This window comes from uncultured Erythrobacter sp. (genome assembly GCF_947499705.1).
Taxonomy (GTDB): domain Bacteria; phylum Pseudomonadota; class Alphaproteobacteria; order Sphingomonadales; family Sphingomonadaceae; genus Erythrobacter.
The window spans coordinates 1,955,206-1,973,340 of record NZ_CANMPJ010000001.1 but is presented as its reverse complement, the minus strand read 5'-3'; the positions used below and the strand labels follow the sequence as shown (position 1 = coordinate 1,973,340).

The window sequence follows — 18,135 nt, the reverse complement described above, 5'->3', positions numbered from 1 at the left end:
AAAAAAACTGCAAACGCACGGAACCAACAATGTGCGTTGGGGGAGAGTATTGATGGGATATTCGCGTTTTTCCGCAAACGCTCGGCTGCTTAGTGGTGCGGCCATGGGTCTTGTTATGGTGGCCGGCACAGCGCCCGCCGTCGCACAGGATTCCGATGCGCCCGAAGCTGAGGGCGAAGGCAATCAGATCGTCGTAACCGGCATCCGCAGCTCGATCGAAACTTCGCTCGAGGCAAAGCGTGAAGCCACAAGCATTGTCGAAGTTATCTCGGCAGAGGACATCGGGCAGTTGCCTGATTTGTCCATCGCTGACGCACTTGCTCGCCTGCCGGGTGTGACCGCACAGCGTGTGCGTGGTCGCTCACAGCAGATCTCGATCCGCGGCCTTGGCCCGGACTTCTCGCTCTCGCTGCTTAACGGCCGCGAAGTTGTCTCCGCAGGTAACAATCGCGGGATCGAATTCGACCAGTTCCCATCCGAACTGATCAACCAGGGTGTTGTCTATAAGACGGGTGACGCCCGCCTCGCCGCCATCGGTATTGCCGGCGCAGTGGACCTCCGCACAGTTCGTCCACTCGACTTTGGCGATCGCCAGATCAATGTCTCGGCTCGCTATGTCCTTAACGATAGCGGTTCGCTGAACCCCGATTTCAGCGACGATGGCTACCGCTTCTTTGCCTCGCTGATCGATCAGAATTCCGACGGCACCGTAGGTTGGTCGCTTGGCGCAACTGTGCAGTCGAACCCGACCCACTTCATCTCGCGCGAACTCAAGACCAACCAGTTTCAGGTTGCGCGCGATGCGAACGGATTGCTCTACGCTGCAGACAACCCGCGTCAGGGTGTCGTCAGCCGCGACTTCCAGCGCGTTTCTGTCGCCGGTACGCTGCAATTCGAACCGTACGACAACTTCAGCGCGACCATCGACGCGTTCTACACCGACACCGAAGATTCAGGCATCTTCCGCGGCACGGAAACGCCGATCGCTTCGTGGAGCGGCGCCACCTTTGATGGTGCCACGGGAGCCGGACCTTTCGCAGAGACCGCGACCTATTCCGGCGTCGTGCCAATCCTGCGGACAGACACCGAAGGGAACGAAGCGCAGATCTTCGCCATCGGCGCGAACCTTGAATGGGGTGTTACCGACAACCTCTCTTTCGTGTTCGACTATGGCTATTCGCATCTCGACCGTAACGATATCGACTACGAATCCTATGGAGGAACGGGCCGCGCACGCTCAGGCGCGCAGGATACGCTGACATTCAACACGCCGTCCAATGGACGCTACAGCATCGATGGTTTGCTCGATTACACTGATCCGGCAAACGCTTTGCTGACCGATCCGGGGGGGTGGGGCCAGGTTGGCTTCATCAAAGAGCCTGAGATCGAAGACGAGTTGAACCAGCTTCGCGCAGAGCTCGATTATGAGTTCGACGGCGGGTTCCTCGGCAGCATCACCGTTGGCTATCTCTACACGGACCGCAGCAAGAACTTCGATTCTAACGAGAGCTTCTTGCGGCCATCGGCAGCGTTTGTTGATGGTGCCCTTGCGGTTCCGACCAACGCGATCGTCGGGTCCACCGATACGGGCGGGCTAAATAACAACATCCTCGCTTACGACCCGTCGAGCTTCCTGACCGACGGCACCTACATCGTTGAGAAGGCGACCTTCGACACCGAATGGGTCGTCGATGAGGAAGTGCACAACTTCTACGTTCAGGCGAATATCGATGCGATGCTTGGCAGCATTCCGCTGCGCGGCAATGTCGGCCTACGGTATTCGGATACACGCCAGTCTTCGACCGGTACGATCGGTGGCGGGCTGCTGAACACCGTGACCGAAAGCTATGATGATTGGCTGCCGAGCGCTAACCTCAGCTTTGAGGTCAGCGACGGTCTGTTCATTCGCCTTGCTGCGGCCAAGTCGATCACGCGCGCGCGCCTTGATCAGATGGCGGCGAACCAGAACATCACAGTCAACCCGCTGAGCTGTTCGGACACCGATGGGGATCAGGTACCCGATACGGTGCTTGGCTTTGCGCCGCCACAACTGGTCTGCTTCAACTTAGGCGGCGGCAACCCCGCGCTCCAGCCGTATGAATCTGTCTCATACGATCTCTCGGTTGAGAAGTATTTCTCTGCGGGGACGGCGGTGATTGTCGCGGTCTTCCACAAAGATCTGTCCGATTGGGTTATCGACTTCAACGAGATCATCGACCTCGAGCAGCAAATCAACAATGCTGGCTTCGGCTCGATCCTGAACACCGCCCCTGAATTGGCAACCGGTGCATTCAGCGGTCCGGTGAACTTCGCAGATGGTTCGATCACCGGTATCGAAGGGACCTTACGTCTCGACCTTGCCGATGTGACGAGCGCACTCGACGGGTTCGGCGCGTTCTTCAGCATCACCTATGCCGACGCCGAAGTCGACGATCAGAATCAGGATCCACTGCCGATCCCGGGCTATTCGGAGACGACTTGGTCCGCCGACGTCTTCTATGAAAAGAACGGCTTCCAGGCCAAACTGGCTGCGCGCTATCGCGATGGCTTCCTGTCCGAAGTTCAAAACTTCGATGGCAGCTTGAGCGGTGCCGACGCGCTCAGCGAGACCATTCTCGACGGTCAGATCGGCTACACGTTCCAGAACGAAAGCGGCCCGCTCGAAGGTCTCGCGATCCAGTTCGAGGTGTTCAACATCACCGACGAGCCATTCGTGACCCAGAATGATCTGTTCGATACTGGCGGCAATCAGATCGGGACGTTCCCGAGCCGTCATGAACTCTACGGCCGGACATACAACTTCACGGTTCGCAAGAGCTTCTGATTTCCCTGGGTCGCACCCACACCAAGAGGGCTCGCTGGCAACAGCGGGCCCTTTTGCTTTGCGATGGAGGAAAGTGCGTAGGCGCTTAGGCTGCGTAGGGGGAGGGACAGTGTTTAGCCAGAAAGTCTCCGTGCGCGGGCATGGCTGCCACGGCATCGCCCATCGCTTGCGAGATCGCCGCCATCCGGTCTGCAACCGGCACCTGATTGCGCATTTGGGCCAACGCAGGAGCACGCTGAGGAACGATGTTCTGACCAAGATAGACCGCGATCCAGCTCGGGTTCTTGAACAGCTCGCGCTCGTCCGAAACGATCAGTCCGTAATTGCGGAAGTGATCGATCTTGTATTGCAGGCTGTCTGGGATCGGCATGTTGGCGCAGTAGCGCCACAGTTCGGAATCATCCCGCTCGGTTGCCTTGTAATGCAGGATCAGGAAGTCTCGGATCCGTTCATACTCCGCTGTCGTTTGGGTATTGTATTCCTGAGCGAGCAGCGGCGACATCTCGGCATCGGGTAGCAGCGCAAGCAGGCGCAGAATGCCGTATTGGATCAGGTGCAGGCTGGTCGATTCCAACGGCTCCATAAAGCCCGCCGACAGACCGATGGCGACGCAGTTCTTCTCCCAGAACTTGCGGCGCTTGCCGGTCACAAAGCGGAGCGTGCGCGGGTCTGCTTGCGGCTCGCCATCAAGCGAGGTCATCAGCTCGGTTGTCGCTTCATATTCGCTGATGAAATCGCTGCAATGGACATAGCCGTTGCCGGTGCGATGTTGCAGTGGGATGCGCCATTGCCATCCTGCGGATTTGGCGGTTGAGCGGGTGTAAGGGGTGATCGCCTCACCTTTGGCGCATGGTACTGCGACGGCGCGGTCGCAGGGGAGCCAATGCTGCCAATTGTCGTATCCGGCCTTCAGCGTGTCCTCGATCAGGAGGCCGCGAAACCCGCTGCAATCGATGAACAGCTCGGCTTCGTGCTTCTCGCCGTTGTCGAGCGTCACGCTCTTGATGAAGCCATTCTCTGCCCGCAACGTCGCATCGACCACTCGGCCTTCGATGCGCTTTATTCCGCGCGCTTCGGCAAATTTGCGCAGGAAGGCGGCGTATAGCGTGGCATCGAAATGATAGGCGTAGTCGAACGTCGACTGGATATGCCGACGATCGGGTGATGGGTGCGAGAATTTGCCCGCCTTTGCCATGGCCCAGCACATCGAAAACTCGTCGATGGGCGTATCGATCCGCCCGGCCAGGCTTTCGCGCATCCAGAAATGATAGAACGGGACGCTGTCAAACTCGGCGCCATACTGACCGAACGGATGGAAGTAAGAGTGACCGAGCTGGGTCCAGTCGACGAACTCAATCCCGAGCTTGTAGGAGCCAGCTGTCTCCTTGACGAAGGTTGCTTCATCGATGCCGAGCCGTTGGTTGAAATGGCGGATGGGCGGGATGGTCGCTTCGCCGACTCCGACGGTTCCGATCGCTTCGGATTCAATTAGTGTGATCTCGCAACTGTCACTCAGTGAATGTGCCAACGCGGCTGCTGTCATCCAACCTGCGCTGCCACCGCCGACGATGATGATCGATTTGAGAGGCGCGAAACCCTGAGCCATGTCAGCCGCCGCAGCTGTCCCGGATCAGCAAGCTGGTTTCGAGCCGCTGCGATGCGCCGCGTCCCCCTTTGGTGTCGATCAATTTGGATACCAGCATCCGCCCTGCCAAGTTCGCGTCCTGATCAATCGTGGTCAGGCGCGGGGTGACGAGGCTTGCCGCCGGAATGTTGTCGTAACCTACCACCGAGACATCGCCGGGCACGCTGCGTCCGCTGCGCGTAAGCGCGCGGATGGCACCGATGGCGATCAGGTCGCTGGCTGCAAACACGGCGTCGAACTCGACACCGCTGTCGATGGCTGATCGGGTTGCCGCTTCGGCCGAATGCACGTCAAAGTGCGCTGGCACTGTAAGTTGATCGTCGAGCGCGATCCCGGCCTGTTCGAGAGCGAGCCGATAGCCGCGGTGACGTTGCTCAGCCTCGGGCGCTTCGGTGTCGCCGAGGAACAATATCTTCTCGCGCCCGAGCCTGGCGAGGTGAGATGTGGCGCGCCGTCCGCCAGCGACATTGTCGGAGCCGATGGTGCAATAGGCCGCGTCGGCAAACTCTGCGCCCCAAACCACGAAGCGATTGTCGCGTGCGGCAAAGCTGTTGAAGGCGTGGTGCAGGGAGCTTTGCCCGATGAAGATCATGCCGGTCGCGCGGCTGGTGCTCATCGCATACTCGATGTCTTCTGTGGAACGCGGGCTGAGATGGCTGATAACGAGATCGGCATTTCGTTCGCGTGCGGCTTCGGCGATGCCTGCCAGCAGATCGAGGAAGAACGGGTCGGCAACGCGGGTCTCGCGGGCCTGCGGGGCAGGGACGATCACCGCGATCGTGGCGTCGGCTCCGATCGGTCCGTTGGGCATTGTGCTGCGAAAATCGTAGTCATGCGCGCGCGCAATCTTCCAGATTTCCTGCTTGGTCCGGCGCTTGACCGCCGGACTGTCATTGAGCGCACGCGAAACGGTTGAAATCGATACGCCGGCCTCACGCGCAATATCTTCAAGCCGGGCCGACTTGCCTGATCTTTCGCGCGTGTCCTGCATCAATTAACCCCCGTTTGTCGTCGCCCAGTAGCCTGAGCGGCGCGGCATCGTCGTCGCAATGCCTTCTCCGCTACCGGTCTCGCGTTCATTGGCGACAATCTTGGCGTCGGTAAAGGCGCTGGGGGGTGACCAGCCCACGGAATGATCGGCGAGATTGAATGCGCAGAGCACATCACCTTCGGGCGAGGAACGGACAAACGCGACGATCTCATCCGGCGTATCGAGCAGCTCGCTGGTGCCGGCCACCAAGGCGGGCATGGCCTGGCGCTGCGCCAGCAGGTGCCGCGTGTAGCTGATCATGGATTGCGGGTCCTTGATCTGCTGATCGATGGCGAGCGGCGCGTGGTCGCTGTCGACCTTCAACCACGTGCGATTGGCGCAGGAGAATCCAGCCTGCGGCGCGTTGGCCGCCCATGGCATAGGTGTGCGCGCACCGTCACGACCAAGAGTGTGCGGCCAGTTGGCAATCGCCTCGGGATCGAGCAGGTCTTCAAACGCCACATGGCCTTGAGGCAGGCCCAGCTCTTCGCCCTGGTAAATGATCGGATTGCCGCGCAGCGATAGCAGCAGTAGCAGGCTGAGCCGTGCGACCTGCCCGTAATCGTCTACACTGCTCCACCTGCTGACAGCGCGCGGCGCGTCGTGATTGGAGAACGCCCAACTTGGCCAGCCTTCTTCGGGCGTGCCGTCCCACTGATTGAGCGATGCCCGCACGCGGGCGGCGGTGAGGTCGGGCGCGTAGAGAAAATCGAAGTTATACGCGCTGTCGAGCCGTTTGCCGCCCTCGGTGAAGGCCTTCATTTCGGCAAGCGGATCGGGTCCGCCCACTTCGGCGACGGTGAAGCGGCCATCATATTCGTTGAGCACGCCGCGCAGTCGTTCAAGGAATGCCGGGATGTCGGCGTGCGATTGGTTATATTGCTTGATCTGCATGTCGAACGGTCGCGTGACTTCGGTCATCGGCGCGCCCGAAGGCGGGTTATCGCGCAGCTGCGGATCATGCATCGAGAAATTGAGCGCATCGAGACGGAAGCCATCGACGCCGCGATCCAGCCAGAACCGCATCACATCGAGCACTGCTTCCTGCACATGCGGGTTATGCACATTGAGATCGGGTTGGCTGGTCAGGAAATTGTGCAGATAATATTGTTTGCGCGGCCCGTCCCATTGCCACGCCGATCCGCCAAACACCGATTGCCAATTGGATGGGGGTGACCCGTCGGATTTGGGATCGGCCCAGACATACCAATCGGCTTTCGCGTTGGTGCGGTCGGTGCGGCTTTCCTTGAACCATACGTGCTCGTCCGACGTGTGGGAATAGACCTGATCGATGATGACTTTCAGGCCAAGCGCGTGCGCCCGCTCAATGATCCGGTCGAAATCTTCGAATGTCCCGTAGCTCGGATCGATCCCGCAATAATCGGAAACGTCGTAGCCAAAGTCCTTCATCGGAGAGGTGAAGAACGGCGAGATCCAGATGCCGTCGACGCCAAGCGATGCGATGTAATCCAGCCCCTCGGCAATGCCGCGCAGATCGCCAATGCCATCGGCATTGGAATCGCGAAAGCTGCGCGGATAGATCTGATAGATCACTGCACCGCGCCACCATTCAGTAGTCTCGCGCCCTGACTTGTCGCCGGTCACCACACGCATCTCGTTCATTCGGCGGCCTCTACAACTTTGGCGACACACGAACCGAATGGTTCCAGATTTACCGCAACGCTACCCGGCGAAGCGACACTGTTTGCACAGCTACCATACAGCGTCTCAAGCGTACGAGCGCTATATCCGATTGTCGAAAATTCGGTGATCGGTTCCGATGATGTGTTGAAAGCGAGGAAGTATTCGGTTCCGTCATCGGGATCGAAGCGGGAGAACGCGATCAGACCGGGTTTCTGGTCATCATAGCTGCGCTCGATCTGACGCCCGCGCCGCAATGCCGGGTGAGCCGCGCGCATCGCGGCCAATTGCTTGATCGCGGCGTAGAGCGGGTGCGCGGTGTCGAAGTTCTCCTGCGCGGTGGTGGCGTTCGTCCCGATCAGTTGATTGTCGTTGTAGCTGTCGGTCAGGCTCGGGAACATATCCTCGCGCGCTGCCTGATCATTGCCATCGCCAACAAAGCCTTGCTCATCACCGTAGTAGATCACCGGCGAGCCGCGCAAAGTCATCAGCATGGCATGGCCCAGCCTTACTCGCGCCAGCAACTCACCCTGCGAAATGCCGGGATTGTCCGCTTTGATCAGAGTCGAGAACCGGCCCATATCGTGATTGCCGAGGAAGGTCGGCATGCCGCGCGCTGCCTCTTCGCCGCCTTCATAGTTCACATCGCCATCGAACATTTCGTTCAGTGCACCAGCTGGCGCGCCGCGGCCCAGAACGTCACGCATCGCCGCAGCGAAGGCGAAGTCGAGTACCGCCGGAAAGCCATCGCGGCGCGTGAACCGGGCAAGGAAACCGCTGTCGCGATTGTCGGAATAGACCTCGCCAAAGATGTGGAAGTTGGCGATCCCTTCTGCCTCGGCGGTTTCGCGCATGGCGGGCACGAAGCTCTGCCAGAATTCCGGGTTCACATGTTTGGCTGTGTCGATGCGAAAACCGTCAATGCCAAAGCGGGTGATCCAGCTCTGGTAGATTTCGATCATCCCGTCGAGCACGCGGGGATGCTCGGTGTAGAGGTCATCCAACCCGGCGAAATCGCCATGCGTGCTGCTCTCGCCCGAGAAGGTCGAGCTGCCGCGATTGTGGTAGTAGATCGGATCGTTCAGCCAAGCCGGAACTTTGGCGTTCCGCTCAGCCTCGGGAATGGTCGGCGTGTAGGCGAAGTTCGGGTCGACCAGTTTGGCGAAGTTTTCTTCTGTCTGGACCTCATCGCCCAAAAAGCCCGGATTGATCGCTTCGCCATCCGGCCCGCCGCGCGTCGAATAGGGGTAATCCGCAAGACTGCGATAGGCGTAGCCAGTGGCCTCACCCTCGGCATAGTCGATCACGTCGGCTGTGTGGTTGGTGATGATGTCCATATAGACCTTCATCCCGCGCCCATGGGCAGCGTCGACGAAGGCTTTGAACTCTTCATTGGTGCCGAAATGCGGATCGATACTGGTGAAGTTGGTCACCCAATATCCGTGGTAGCCCGCGCTTTCCTGACCTGCGCCGCCCTGAACCGGCTTGTTCTCGAAGATCGGCGCGAACCAGATCGCGGTTACGCCCATGTCCTGGATGTAGTCGAGCTTCGCGGTCAGACCTTTCAGATCGCCGCCGTGATAGAAGCCCTTGTGCGCAGGGTCGAAGCCATGGGTCAGCCGGTCTCCTTCGATTCCGCCGCGATCATTGGTCGGATCGCCGTTCTCGAACCTGTCTGGCAGGACGAAATAGACCACTTCATCTTCGGGCAAGCGCTCCGAAATCGCGTCCGACAAAGCGGCGTTCCCTGCGGGCACATCGGCCGGTGGTTCGTTCATTGCCGAACTCGGTCCGGCCGCAACGCAAGCAGCCCCCAGAATCGGTAGCAGGATTCGTCTCATCAATTTGCCCCTCCGCACACTGGAATGCCATTACAGGAGAAAATTTGCAAATCTTTGTATGATTGGTACTGAATTAGACATGATCGGAATTTCACGTTTGATTTAAAAGATATACGTAGAATTGCGTCGATCATATTGCGTTTTTGCCACAGCAAAAAACAAAGGTTCTTGCAAATCTTTGCAGTCTCGGCACAGTGTCGCACACAGAGAGCGCCATAGATGCGCCGCAATCGCCGCATCAATACGCGGCAGGGATCAGCCGGACACGTGCACTTGTACCGTGTTCCGGTGAAATGGGCGAGAGGGATCACATGACGGACACAGCCATCAAGGCCGGGCGCAAACCGGCGATGGACCCGATGCAAATCTGGAACATGAGTTTCGGATTTCTCGGTATCCAGATCGGGTTCGACCTGCAAAACGGCAATGTCAGCCGTATATTCCAGACGCTTGGCGCAGAAGTAAATGAGCTGGCGATCCTTTGGATTGCCGCCCCGATGACCGGGCTGATCGTTCAACCGATTATCGGACACCTCTCCGACAATACATGGGGCCGGTTTGGGCGGCGCCGACCGTATTTCCTGCTCGGCGCAATCCTGGCCAGCCTCGCGCTTTTCATCATGCCCAATTCACCGACCCTGTGGGTTGCGGCAGGCATGTTGTGGATCATGGATGCCTCGCTCAACATCACGATGGAGCCGTTCCGTGCCTTTGTCGGCGACAATCTGCCCGACCGGCAGCGGACCAAGGGCTATGCGATGCAAAGCTTCTTCATCGGGGTAGGGGCGGTGATCGCCGGGGCGCTGCCGTGGATGATGACTAACTGGATGGGCCTCTCCAACGTCGCGCCTGCCGGTGAGATTCCCGAGACGGTGCAATGGGCGTTCTATCTTGGCGGGGCTGCCTTGCTTGCGGCGGTGTGCTGGACCGTGTTCACGACCAAGGAATACAGCCCGGAACAGATTGCCGCCTATGAAGCCGCGCGGCATGAGGCGCTCGGCATTGAGGCATCGGATGCGGAAACTGTGCGACGCAGCGCCGGCCAGTTTCAAAGCGGGGGGCTCGTTTGGGTTCTTATAGGCGCGGCCTTCGCGGCTTTCGTATTTTACGGACGCGGCGATCCCAAGCCTGCCTGGTTGGGCGAGGTTGAGATTGCGCAAGAGCTCTACGTTCTTGCGGGGTTGATCGCTGTCTTCGGGGTTATCCAGATCGTAGCAGGAATGATGCGCAGCGGCGGCAACGACCAGAACGGCTTTATGGAAGTCGTCAACGATCTGTTCGCCATGCCAAAGACCATGCGCCAGCTCGCCGTGGTGCAATTCTTCAGCTGGTTCGCGATGTTCTCAATGTGGATTTACGGCACGCCTGCCGTGGCGGAGTTCCACTTCTCATCGCCCGATCCCGCGACGCAGGGGTATCAGGACGCCGCCGATTGGTGGGGGCTGCTCGGCTCCGTGCGCAACGGGATCGCTGCGGCGGCTGCGCTCGGCTTTATCTGGATTGCCGCGCGGATGGACCGGCGGCGGCTGCATGCGGCCAATCTGTTTATCGGAGCAGCCGGGTTCGCCGCGATGCTGATGATCCGCGATCCGAACCTGCTGTGGATTCCGATGGTTGGGGTGGGCATCGCCTGGGCTTCGATCGTGTCGCTGCCCTATGCGATCCTCGCCGGTTCCGTGCCTGCGAAGAAGATGGGCATCTATATGGGGATCTTTAACATCTTCATCGTCGTGCCTCAGCTAGTCGCCGCTACCCTGCTTGGTTTCCTGCTGACGACTTTCTTCGAAGGCGCGCCAATCTGGGCGCTGATGATTTCTGCGGTATCGTTTGTGCTCGCGGCGATCGCGACATTCTTTGTGACCGACGGAGCAACGGCCCTGCAGGAAAAGCACGGCGTCGCGACGGAGCCTGCGCAATGAAGCGGCTATTTACAGCTATCGCCGCGACGTTGGCACTGGCCGGTTGCGATACGGACGAGATCATCGGTCCGAGCTACACTCCCAATCCCTATGTCCAGGTCGAAGCGCATGACTGGACCAAGGACGCCGTCATCTACCAGATGAACACGCGGCAGTTCTCGCCCGAAGGCACGTTCGCTGCCGCGCAAGAACAACTGCCCCGGCTGGCAGAGATGGGCGTCGATATCGTCTGGTTGATGCCGATCCATCCGATTGGGGAGGAGCAACGCAAGGGCGAGTTGGGCAGCCCGTATTCGGTGAAGGATTATCGCGCGATCAATCCCGATCTCGGCACTGAAGAGGAATTTCGCGCCTTCGTGGATGCGGCGCATGAGCTTGGCCTGAAGGTCATTCTCGATTGGGTCGCAAACCACTCGGCATGGGACAATCCGCTCACCGAAGAGCATCCCGATTGGTACCTAAAGACGCCAGAAGGTGACTTCATGCCGCCAGAAGGGACCGATTGGTCTGACGTCGTCGACTTCGACTATTCGAACCCGGCGATGCGCCAGTACATGAGCGAAAGCCTGACCTATTGGGTCCGCGAATTCGATATCGACGGATACCGCGCGGATGTCGCTGGATATGTCCCGCTCGATTTTTGGGAGACTGCCCGCATGGAGTTGGAGGCAGTCAAACCCGTCTTTATGCTCGCCGAATGGCAGACCCGAGACCTGCATGCGCGCGCCTTCGACGCAACCTACGCCTGGGGCTGGAAAGAGGCGATGCAGGAGCTTGTCGCCAATGGCAGCGGGGCAGGGGCAATGCGCGGCTATTATGCAGGGCAGCAAACCACCTGGCCGCGCGCTGCTTACCGAATGACCTACACCGACAATCACGATCAAAATTCGTGGGACGGTGTGGCATCGGATATCTACGGACCGGCCTACGAAGCGGCAATCGCGCTCAGCTTTGTTGGGCCGGGAATGCCCCTGATTTACAACGGGCAAGAGGCCGATCTCGACAAGCAGCTCGAATTCTTCACCAAGGACGAAATCGAGTGGAAGGTCGGCGAGTATGACGCTCTTTTCCGCCAGTTGATCGCACTCAAGACCGAAGAGCGCGCGCTATGGAATGGTGAGCACGGTGCCTTGATGGTCGAGGTGCCGAGCAATGCCAGCGCTGATGTCCTGAGCTTCGTGCGGGGCGGCGCAGGCGAGCGCGTATTTGCCGTGTTCAACCTTTCGCCGCGACCGCAGTCGGTCGAATTCGAATTGGCGCGGCACCATGGCAACTACGTTGATGCGCTGTCAGGTGTCAGCGCAAGGCTCGAGGGTGCAGACGAAGCAATTACACTTGCCCCTTGGGGCTACCGCATCTTCCGTGAGATCGAGTGACCTAGGGTTGCTGGATCACCAGCGTCTGACCCGCGCTGACATTTGGTTGAATCGTTTCTGATCCATCAGGCCATATCACCCGCAATCCGCCTTGCGTGTTCGGGCCGAGGCCGAAAATCTGCTCGGTCGAATTGTGCGAAGTGAAGTTGCTGTTTACGCTCACCATACGGCGTTGCGTGGCGTCCGATATCGTCAGCTCGATGACTGCGCCCACAGCAAATGTGTTGGGAGCCTTCCCGCGCAGCCGCACCTTGATCGTGTTCGCGCCGCTTAGCTGGTTCTCCCAGTAAATAGCGGAGCCGGTCGGCTCAGCCGTCAGCAACAGCACATCGACATCGCCGTCATTGTCGAAATCGTCGCACACGATCCCGCGCCCCTGATCGGTGTCGAGCATGCTCGACGCTTGGGCCGCATCGCTGAACGTCCCGTCGCCCTTGCTCATCCACAGCCGCGACGTGTCATCGACATAGTTGGAGGCCGATGGGTCCTTGCCCGCTTCCCAGCCATTGGTCTGGTAAATGTCGAGCCAGCCATCGGCGTTGAAATCGGCAAAGCACGATCCCCAGCCCCAGCCGCCGGGTTCGACCCCGGATGCGGAGTTCCGCTGGAAGTTCGCCCCGCCGAGATTTTCGAACAAGCGGTTGCCGTTGATCGAGGAGACGAACCAGTCGAAGTCGCCATCATTGTCGAAATCGCCGATCGCGCTACCCATGCCGTTCTCGTCGTCGGGGATGAAACCCACACTGCTGAACATGCCGTTGCCATTATTGACCAGCACCTTTGACCCGCGAAAGTCGGACACCATCAAAATGTCGATGTCGCGGTCGCCATCAATGTCCACGAAGTTGGGAGCGAAAGTGTAGTCGAAATTGGGGCCCAGAACACCAGTCGGTAGTTCGAAGGCGAGCAGATTGGCGATGCCGCTGACTTGGCTGACCGGCGTGAAGCGCGGCGCTCCCGGTGCGCTGTCATTGCGCCAGAGAGTTTCGGTCTCCCCCGGAACCGAAGGATTTCGCGGTGTCCCCCAATGCGCCATTAGTACATCGAGATCGCCATCGGCGTCGTAGTCACCAAGCGCCATCGAGATGGTCTGGGTGGTTGTCGCATTGTCGAAGCCTGAACCAGCGGTCGCGTCGGAAAAGCTGCCAGCGCCATCGTTGAGGAAGAGCTTGGTGGGACCGCTTTCCAGCCCGCCGAGCAAGAGATCGAGATCGCCATCGCCGTCCAGATCGCCGAAAGTCGGCCCACTGTGTCGACCATTGACGCCAGCGCCGAGCGTGAAGGCGAGCCCCGCTGGCACCGCCCGTTCCTCGAACCGGGCACCGCCTTGGTTTACATAAAGCAGGTTGGGGCCGTTATCACCGCGCGTGACGAACACGTCGAGGTCGCCATCATTGTCGATATCGCCAGAGGCCGCACCGCCCGCGAACTGTGCGACCATCGGGTTGAGTCCGGCGCCGAAGCCGAAACTATGCACCACCTGCATCTGCGCCGTGCGATTGGCGAACGTGGTGTTGGCACCAGCGGGCAATGTCGCTGTCGTCTGTGTCGGCGAAGGCGTGGGCGTCGGCCCGCCGCCACCGATTGCGGCTCCTGCCGGAGCGGGCGCGTTGTCTTCTCCCCCGCAAGCGCTCAAAGCCAGCGCGCAAGCACAACCTGCCAGCAATTTCGTCATGCGGATGGTGGTCGCCATGTGATCCCCTCGCGGCGGCTTGATCCCGCAAACCGTCCTTCTGTGCAAAAATTTGCATAGTTTTCACTTGGAGAAAAGAGGGAAATTCATATTATGCGCGACCGAGAGTGCAAATATTTGCAGGATTTTGCAGAAGAGCCTGCGGGAGAGAGAGAAATGCTGGGATCATGGATGAAACTTGCCGCTGCGCTGGTGCTTGGCCTGACGGCGTTCGGACCGCTTCACGCAGGGACTCTCGAAGTCTCGTCTCCCGATGGAAATATCACCGTAGCCGTATCGGACGAAGGCGGACACGCGACCTACACAGTTAGCTATGGCGGTGAGGTCGTGATGGAGCCCGCGCGGCTTGGGCTGCTGTTCGCCGATCATCACGGGTTCGAGGACGGCCTTGAGATCAGGGGTACGGCAGACGTCACCACGACCGACGAAACCTGGGAGCAACCCTGGGGCGAGCGGCGATTGGTGCGCAACCACTACAATGAATTGCGGGTAGGATTTATTCCCAAGGAGGGGCCTGCGCGTGCGATGGTTGTGGCTTTCCGTGTCTTCGATACGGGCCTCGGCTTTCGTTATGAGCTGCTACCGACCGAGGCGCTCGCAGGCGATATCCGGATCACCGATGAACTGACGCAATTCAGCATTGGCGGCGATGCCGATGCATGGTGGACGCCCAGCCGGCAGTTCAATCGCTACGAATACATCTATCGCACCGGCAAGGCGGCTGTGGTCGACGACGCGCACACTCCGGTGACTTTCCGCCAGCCGAACGGGCTGCACATTTCAATCCACGAAGCGGCATTGGTCGATTACTCGGGCATGTCGCTGCTTGCGCTCCGTCCCGGCAGTTTCGAAGCAGAGCTGCGTGCTGGATCGGACGGTATCAAGGTGCACACCAAGGCTCCGTTCAAGTCTCCATGGCGTACGATCCAGATTGCGCCCGATGCTCCGGGATTGATCAATTCCGACATCATTCTCAATCTCAACGAGCCCAACAAGCTGGGCGACGTCTCTTGGGTGGAACCCGGCAAATATGTCGGCATCTGGTGGGCCATGCATATTCGCGAGCGCACCTGGGGCAATGACGGTGTCCACGGCGCCAACAATGAAGACACGAAGCGCTATATCGATTTCGCTGCCGAGCATGGGTTCAAAGGCGTGCTGGTCGAGGGTTGGAACATCGGCTGGGACGGCGACTGGTTCAACAATGGTGAGCTATTCAATTTCACCGAAGCCTATCCCGATTTCGATCTCGAGGAGCTGAGCAAATACGCTATGTCGAAGGGTGTGCGGATTATCGGCCACCACGAAACGAGCGGCAATGTCGCCAATTACGAAGCGCAGATGGGCGACGCATATGACCTTTACGAAAAGGTCGGCGTTACGCAGGTGAAGACCGGCTACGTCGCCGATGCGGGCGATATCGTCAGTTATGACGAAGATGGCGTGAAACAATATGAATGGCACGACAGTCAATTCATGGTCGACCATCACCTGCACGCCGTGCGCGAGGCCGCCAAGCGCAAGATTTCGATCAACGCACACGAGCCGGTCAAGGATACGGGACTTCGCCGCACTTATCCCAACTGGATGACCCGTGAAGGCGCTCGGGGAATGGAGTTCAACGCGTGGGGCACGCCACCCAATCCACCCGAGCATATCTCGATCCTCGCTTACACGCGCATGCTGAGCGGCCCGATGGATTTCACACCGGGCATCTTCAACCTGCGGCCCAATGAGAAGCCGCCGGTGCGTGAAGATATGCAGCGCGGCGATGCTTCGAACAGGCCTCAGACAACACTGGCCAAGCAACTCGCGCTATACGTTGTGCTCTATTCACCGCTGCAAATGGCGGCCGATCTGCCCGAGCATTATGAGGAGCGTATGGAGGCGTTTCAGTTCATCAAGGATGTGCCAGCCGACTGGGAGGAGAGCGTCGCGCTCGAAGGCGAAGTCGGCGAATATGTCGCGATCGCGCGGCAGGAGCGCGGCGGGACCGACTGGTTCCTTGGCGCAGTCACCGACGCGACGGCTCGCAATGTCACCGTGACGCTCGACTTCCTCGAGCCGGGCGCGACCTACACGGCGCAGGTCTATCGCGATGGCGATGACGCGCATTGGGACACCAATCCCTACAGCTACGTGATCGAGAGCCGCGATTTGACAGCAGGTGAAACCATGACGCTGCCGCTCGCGTCGTCGGGCGGCGCGGCGGTGCGGTTCATCAAGCAGTAGCGGAACGAAAGCGGGGAGGATGCATTCAGGGGGTGTGTCCGATGCGTCTTCTCCCAAGCTGAAAGTCTGGTTCGACGGTGCCTGTCCGCTGTGCCAACGCGAGATTGCGCTGATGCGGCGGCTCGACCGTGACAGGGCCATCGACTTCGTCGACGTGTCCGAAGACGCTGACCCGTCCTGCCCCATCGATCAGCGCGAATTGCTTGCGCGGTTCCACGCCGAGGAAGATGGCCGCGTGTTGAGCGGAGCAGAGGCTTTCGCGGCGATGTGGCGGGCGATACCGAGCATGCGATGGTTGGGGCGGGTAGCCCGCAATCGCGCCGTGTTGCGCGTGCTTGAATGGCTCTATGTCCGGTTCCTCAAAGTGCGGCCCCAAATCCAGCGGCTCGTCAGTTGATCCGATAAAATCGCTTGCCGGGCGCTTGCGCATCGGCTCAATCTCCGCGTCAAAGAGAGACGCAGGAGAGGACACAAGATGAGCTATTTCGGCGCGATGCAGAACGAGATCTATAACGCCGGTCTGCAAGGCAAACTGCCTGATTATCCGGTCGATTTCGCCACGCTGGAAAAGCGCGCGCACGAGGCGCTCGGGCCGATGATGACGAACTATGTCGCCGGCGGCTGCGGCGATGAGCATACGCAGGACCAGAACGCCGACGCGTTTCATCACTGGGGTATGATCCCGCGCATGATGGTCGATTGCGGTGAGCGTGACCTGTCGATCGAGATCTTCGGCCAGAAATACGACAACCCGCTGTTCATGGCTCCGATTGGCCTCAACGGGGAAGCTTCGCAGGATCGCCACGGCGATATCGCAGCAGCGCAGGCTTCGGCGGCGACTGGCGTTCCATTCTGCGCCTCGACGCTTTCGAACGATCCGCTCGAGGATGTTTATGCCGCGTGCGGCGACACGGCGCCGTGGTTCCAGCTATACACCTCTCGCAACAAGGATGTTGCCGAGAGCATGATCAAGCGCGCCGAGAAGGCGGGTTACAAGGCGCTGGTGGTGACCTTGGACACTTGGGTGACCGGCTGGCGACCGCGCGATCTGAATGCGTCGAACTTTCCGCAACTGCGCGGCAAGGTGCTTCAGAATTACATGACCGATCCGGAATTCCTCAAGCTGCTGCCGAAGCCGCCCGAAGAGGACATGCAGACGGCGATCATGATCTGGGCCGCGACCTTCGGGCAGGTGCTGACCTGGGAGCATATCGAATGGTTCAAGTCGGTCACCGACCTGCCGATTGTGCTCAAAGGGATTTGCCATCCGGACGATGCGCGCAAAGCGGTCGAACATGGAGCCGATGCGATCTACTGCTCCAATCACGGCGGGCGTCAGGCCAATGGCGGCATCGCGACCATCGATCTGCTGGGTGATGTGGTGAAAGCCGCAGGCGATCTGCCGGTCCTGTTTGACAGCGGAATTCGCTCGGGCAGCGACGCGGTCAAGGCCTTGGCATTGGGTGCGACCGCCGTGGGAGTGGGCCGTCCCTACACTTACGGACTGGCACTGGGCGGGGCGAAAGGGGCGGAGTGGGTGCTGCGTTCGATCCTGGCCGAGGCGGACTTGCTGATGGCGGTCAATGGCTACCCGACGCTTGAAGCGGTGCGCGAGGCCGGAGCGGTTCGAACGGATCGTTGAGGTCCGCTTCAACCGCCAAAAACGTAAAATTGTATGGAAACGACAACTTTTGACTCAGTTTTCCACACTTTCCCTGTTAGCTTACGGTAATAATAAGTCGCGAATCGGGGACGCCGCGAATGGAAAAACCAACAATCATCTCTAGCGGGCCGGATGCCATGGGCCGGACTGTGTGCTTTGGAGACGAGCTTTCGCGCCGTGCGCGTTACGGACGGATCCGCCCGATGCCGAGACGCCGCTCGCTGTTTTCGCGACTGCTTTCGCGCGGTTGAAGCATTCTGTGTTAGCCGCT

Annotated in this window: 12 protein-coding genes; 7 read left to right on the top strand and 5 right to left on the bottom strand. The window is 59.6% G+C overall.

Features of this window, described 5'->3' with window-relative positions:
- Positions 1-103 precede the first annotated feature (103 nt).
- Positions 104-2,824 carry a TonB-dependent receptor gene (locus tag Q0837_RS09450; protein ID WP_298468055.1) on the top strand — a complete coding sequence of 907 codons (2,721 nt, stop codon included), beginning with the start codon at positions 104-106 and terminating at the stop codon, positions 2,822-2,824.
- An 85-nt stretch (positions 2,825-2,909) separates the two neighbouring features.
- On the opposite strand, the gene Q0837_RS09445 is transcribed toward Q0837_RS09450, so the two are convergent.
- Genes Q0837_RS09445 through Q0837_RS09430 form a run of 4 tightly spaced genes read right to left on the bottom strand, consistent with a single transcriptional unit; the run spans position 2,910 to position 8,918 of the window.
- A complete protein-coding gene (locus tag Q0837_RS09445) occupies positions 2,910-4,430 on the bottom strand; it encodes a tryptophan halogenase family protein (protein WP_298468052.1) in 1,521 nt (506 codons plus the stop codon).
- A gap of 1 nt (position 4,431) precedes the next feature.
- Positions 4,432-5,460 carry a LacI family DNA-binding transcriptional regulator gene (locus Q0837_RS09440; RefSeq protein WP_298468049.1) on the bottom strand — a complete coding sequence of 343 codons (1,029 nt, stop codon included), beginning with the start codon at positions 5,458-5,460 and terminating at the stop codon, positions 4,432-4,434.
- Positions 5,461-5,463: 3 nt separating this feature from the next.
- Positions 5,464-7,113: an alpha-amylase family glycosyl hydrolase gene (locus Q0837_RS09435; RefSeq protein WP_298469871.1), complete on the bottom strand. Its 1,650-nt coding sequence runs from the start codon at positions 7,111-7,113 to the stop codon at positions 5,464-5,466.
- 5 nt (positions 7,114-7,118) lie between these two features.
- The gene (locus Q0837_RS09430) at positions 7,119-8,918 is read right to left on the bottom strand and encodes an alpha-amylase family glycosyl hydrolase (protein WP_298468046.1); all 1,800 of its coding nucleotides are present in this window, start codon (positions 8,916-8,918) and stop codon (positions 7,119-7,121) included.
- A 374-nt stretch (positions 8,919-9,292) separates the two neighbouring features.
- On the opposite strand from Q0837_RS09430, the gene Q0837_RS09425 reads away from it, so the two are divergent.
- Together Q0837_RS09425 and Q0837_RS09420 are read left to right on the top strand one after the other, a co-directional pair.
- Positions 9,293-10,900, top strand: coding sequence for an MFS transporter (locus Q0837_RS09425; RefSeq protein ID WP_298468043.1), 1,608 nt, complete (start codon positions 9,293-9,295; stop codon positions 10,898-10,900).
- Positions 10,897-12,276, top strand: a complete 1,380-nt coding sequence (locus Q0837_RS09420; RefSeq protein ID WP_298468040.1) for an alpha-amylase family glycosyl hydrolase — start codon at positions 10,897-10,899, stop codon at positions 12,274-12,276. The genes Q0837_RS09425 and Q0837_RS09420 overlap by 4 nt, the downstream gene beginning before the upstream one ends.
- Before the next feature lies 1 nt (position 12,277).
- Here Q0837_RS09420 and Q0837_RS09415 read toward each other — a convergent pair whose 3' ends face one another.
- Positions 12,278-13,969, bottom strand: a complete 1,692-nt coding sequence (locus Q0837_RS09415; RefSeq protein ID WP_298468037.1) for a CRTAC1 family protein — start codon at positions 13,967-13,969, stop codon at positions 12,278-12,280.
- 156 nt (positions 13,970-14,125) lie between these two features.
- On the opposite strand from Q0837_RS09415, the gene Q0837_RS09410 reads away from it, so the two are divergent.
- From Q0837_RS09410 to Q0837_RS09395, 4 genes are all read left to right on the top strand, one after another.
- A complete protein-coding gene (locus Q0837_RS09410) occupies positions 14,126-16,201 on the top strand; it encodes a glycoside hydrolase family 97 protein (protein ID WP_298468034.1) in 2,076 nt (691 codons plus the stop codon).
- Between the two features lie 19 nt (positions 16,202-16,220).
- Positions 16,221-16,598: a thiol-disulfide oxidoreductase DCC family protein gene (locus Q0837_RS09405; RefSeq protein ID WP_298468032.1), complete on the top strand. Its 378-nt coding sequence runs from the start codon at positions 16,221-16,223 to the stop codon at positions 16,596-16,598.
- A 78-nt stretch (positions 16,599-16,676) separates the two neighbouring features.
- Positions 16,677-17,843 carry an alpha-hydroxy-acid oxidizing protein gene (locus tag Q0837_RS09400; protein WP_298468029.1) on the top strand — a complete coding sequence of 389 codons (1,167 nt, stop codon included), beginning with the start codon at positions 16,677-16,679 and terminating at the stop codon, positions 17,841-17,843.
- 119 nt (positions 17,844-17,962) lie between these two features.
- Positions 17,963-18,115 carry a hypothetical protein gene (locus Q0837_RS09395; protein ID WP_298468025.1) on the top strand — a complete coding sequence of 51 codons (153 nt, stop codon included), beginning with the start codon at positions 17,963-17,965 and terminating at the stop codon, positions 18,113-18,115.
- The last annotated feature ends 20 nt before the right edge of the window (positions 18,116-18,135 follow it).

Bases quoted from the DNA above. Each gene is read 5' to 3' on its own strand.
- Q0837_RS09450 (WP_298468055.1), top strand. From the start codon at position 104: ATGGGTCTTGTTATGGTGGCCGGCACAGCGCCCGCCGTCGCACAGGAT.
- Q0837_RS09445 (WP_298468052.1), bottom strand. From the start codon at position 4,430: ATGGCTCAGGGTTTCGCGCCTCTCAAATCGATCATCATCGTCGGCGGT.
- Q0837_RS09440 (WP_298468049.1), bottom strand. From the start codon at position 5,460: ATGCAGGACACGCGCGAAAGATCAGGCAAGTCGGCCCGGCTTGAAGAT.
- Q0837_RS09435 (WP_298469871.1), bottom strand. From the start codon at position 7,113: ATGCGTGTGGTGACCGGCGACAAGTCAGGGCGCGAGACTACTGAATGG.
- Q0837_RS09430 (WP_298468046.1), bottom strand. From the start codon at position 8,918: ATGAACGAACCACCGGCCGATGTGCCCGCAGGGAACGCCGCTTTGTCG.
- Q0837_RS09425 (WP_298468043.1), top strand. From the start codon at position 9,293: ATGACGGACACAGCCATCAAGGCCGGGCGCAAACCGGCGATGGACCCG.
- Q0837_RS09420 (WP_298468040.1), top strand. From the start codon at position 10,897: ATGAAGCGGCTATTTACAGCTATCGCCGCGACGTTGGCACTGGCCGGT.
- Q0837_RS09415 (WP_298468037.1), bottom strand. From the start codon at position 13,969: ATGGCGACCACCATCCGCATGACGAAATTGCTGGCAGGTTGTGCTTGC.
- Q0837_RS09410 (WP_298468034.1), top strand. From the start codon at position 14,126: ATGCTGGGATCATGGATGAAACTTGCCGCTGCGCTGGTGCTTGGCCTG.
- Q0837_RS09405 (WP_298468032.1), top strand. From the start codon at position 16,221: ATGCATTCAGGGGGTGTGTCCGATGCGTCTTCTCCCAAGCTGAAAGTC.
- Q0837_RS09400 (WP_298468029.1), top strand. From the start codon at position 16,677: ATGAGCTATTTCGGCGCGATGCAGAACGAGATCTATAACGCCGGTCTG.
- Q0837_RS09395 (WP_298468025.1), top strand. From the start codon at position 17,963: ATGGAAAAACCAACAATCATCTCTAGCGGGCCGGATGCCATGGGCCGG.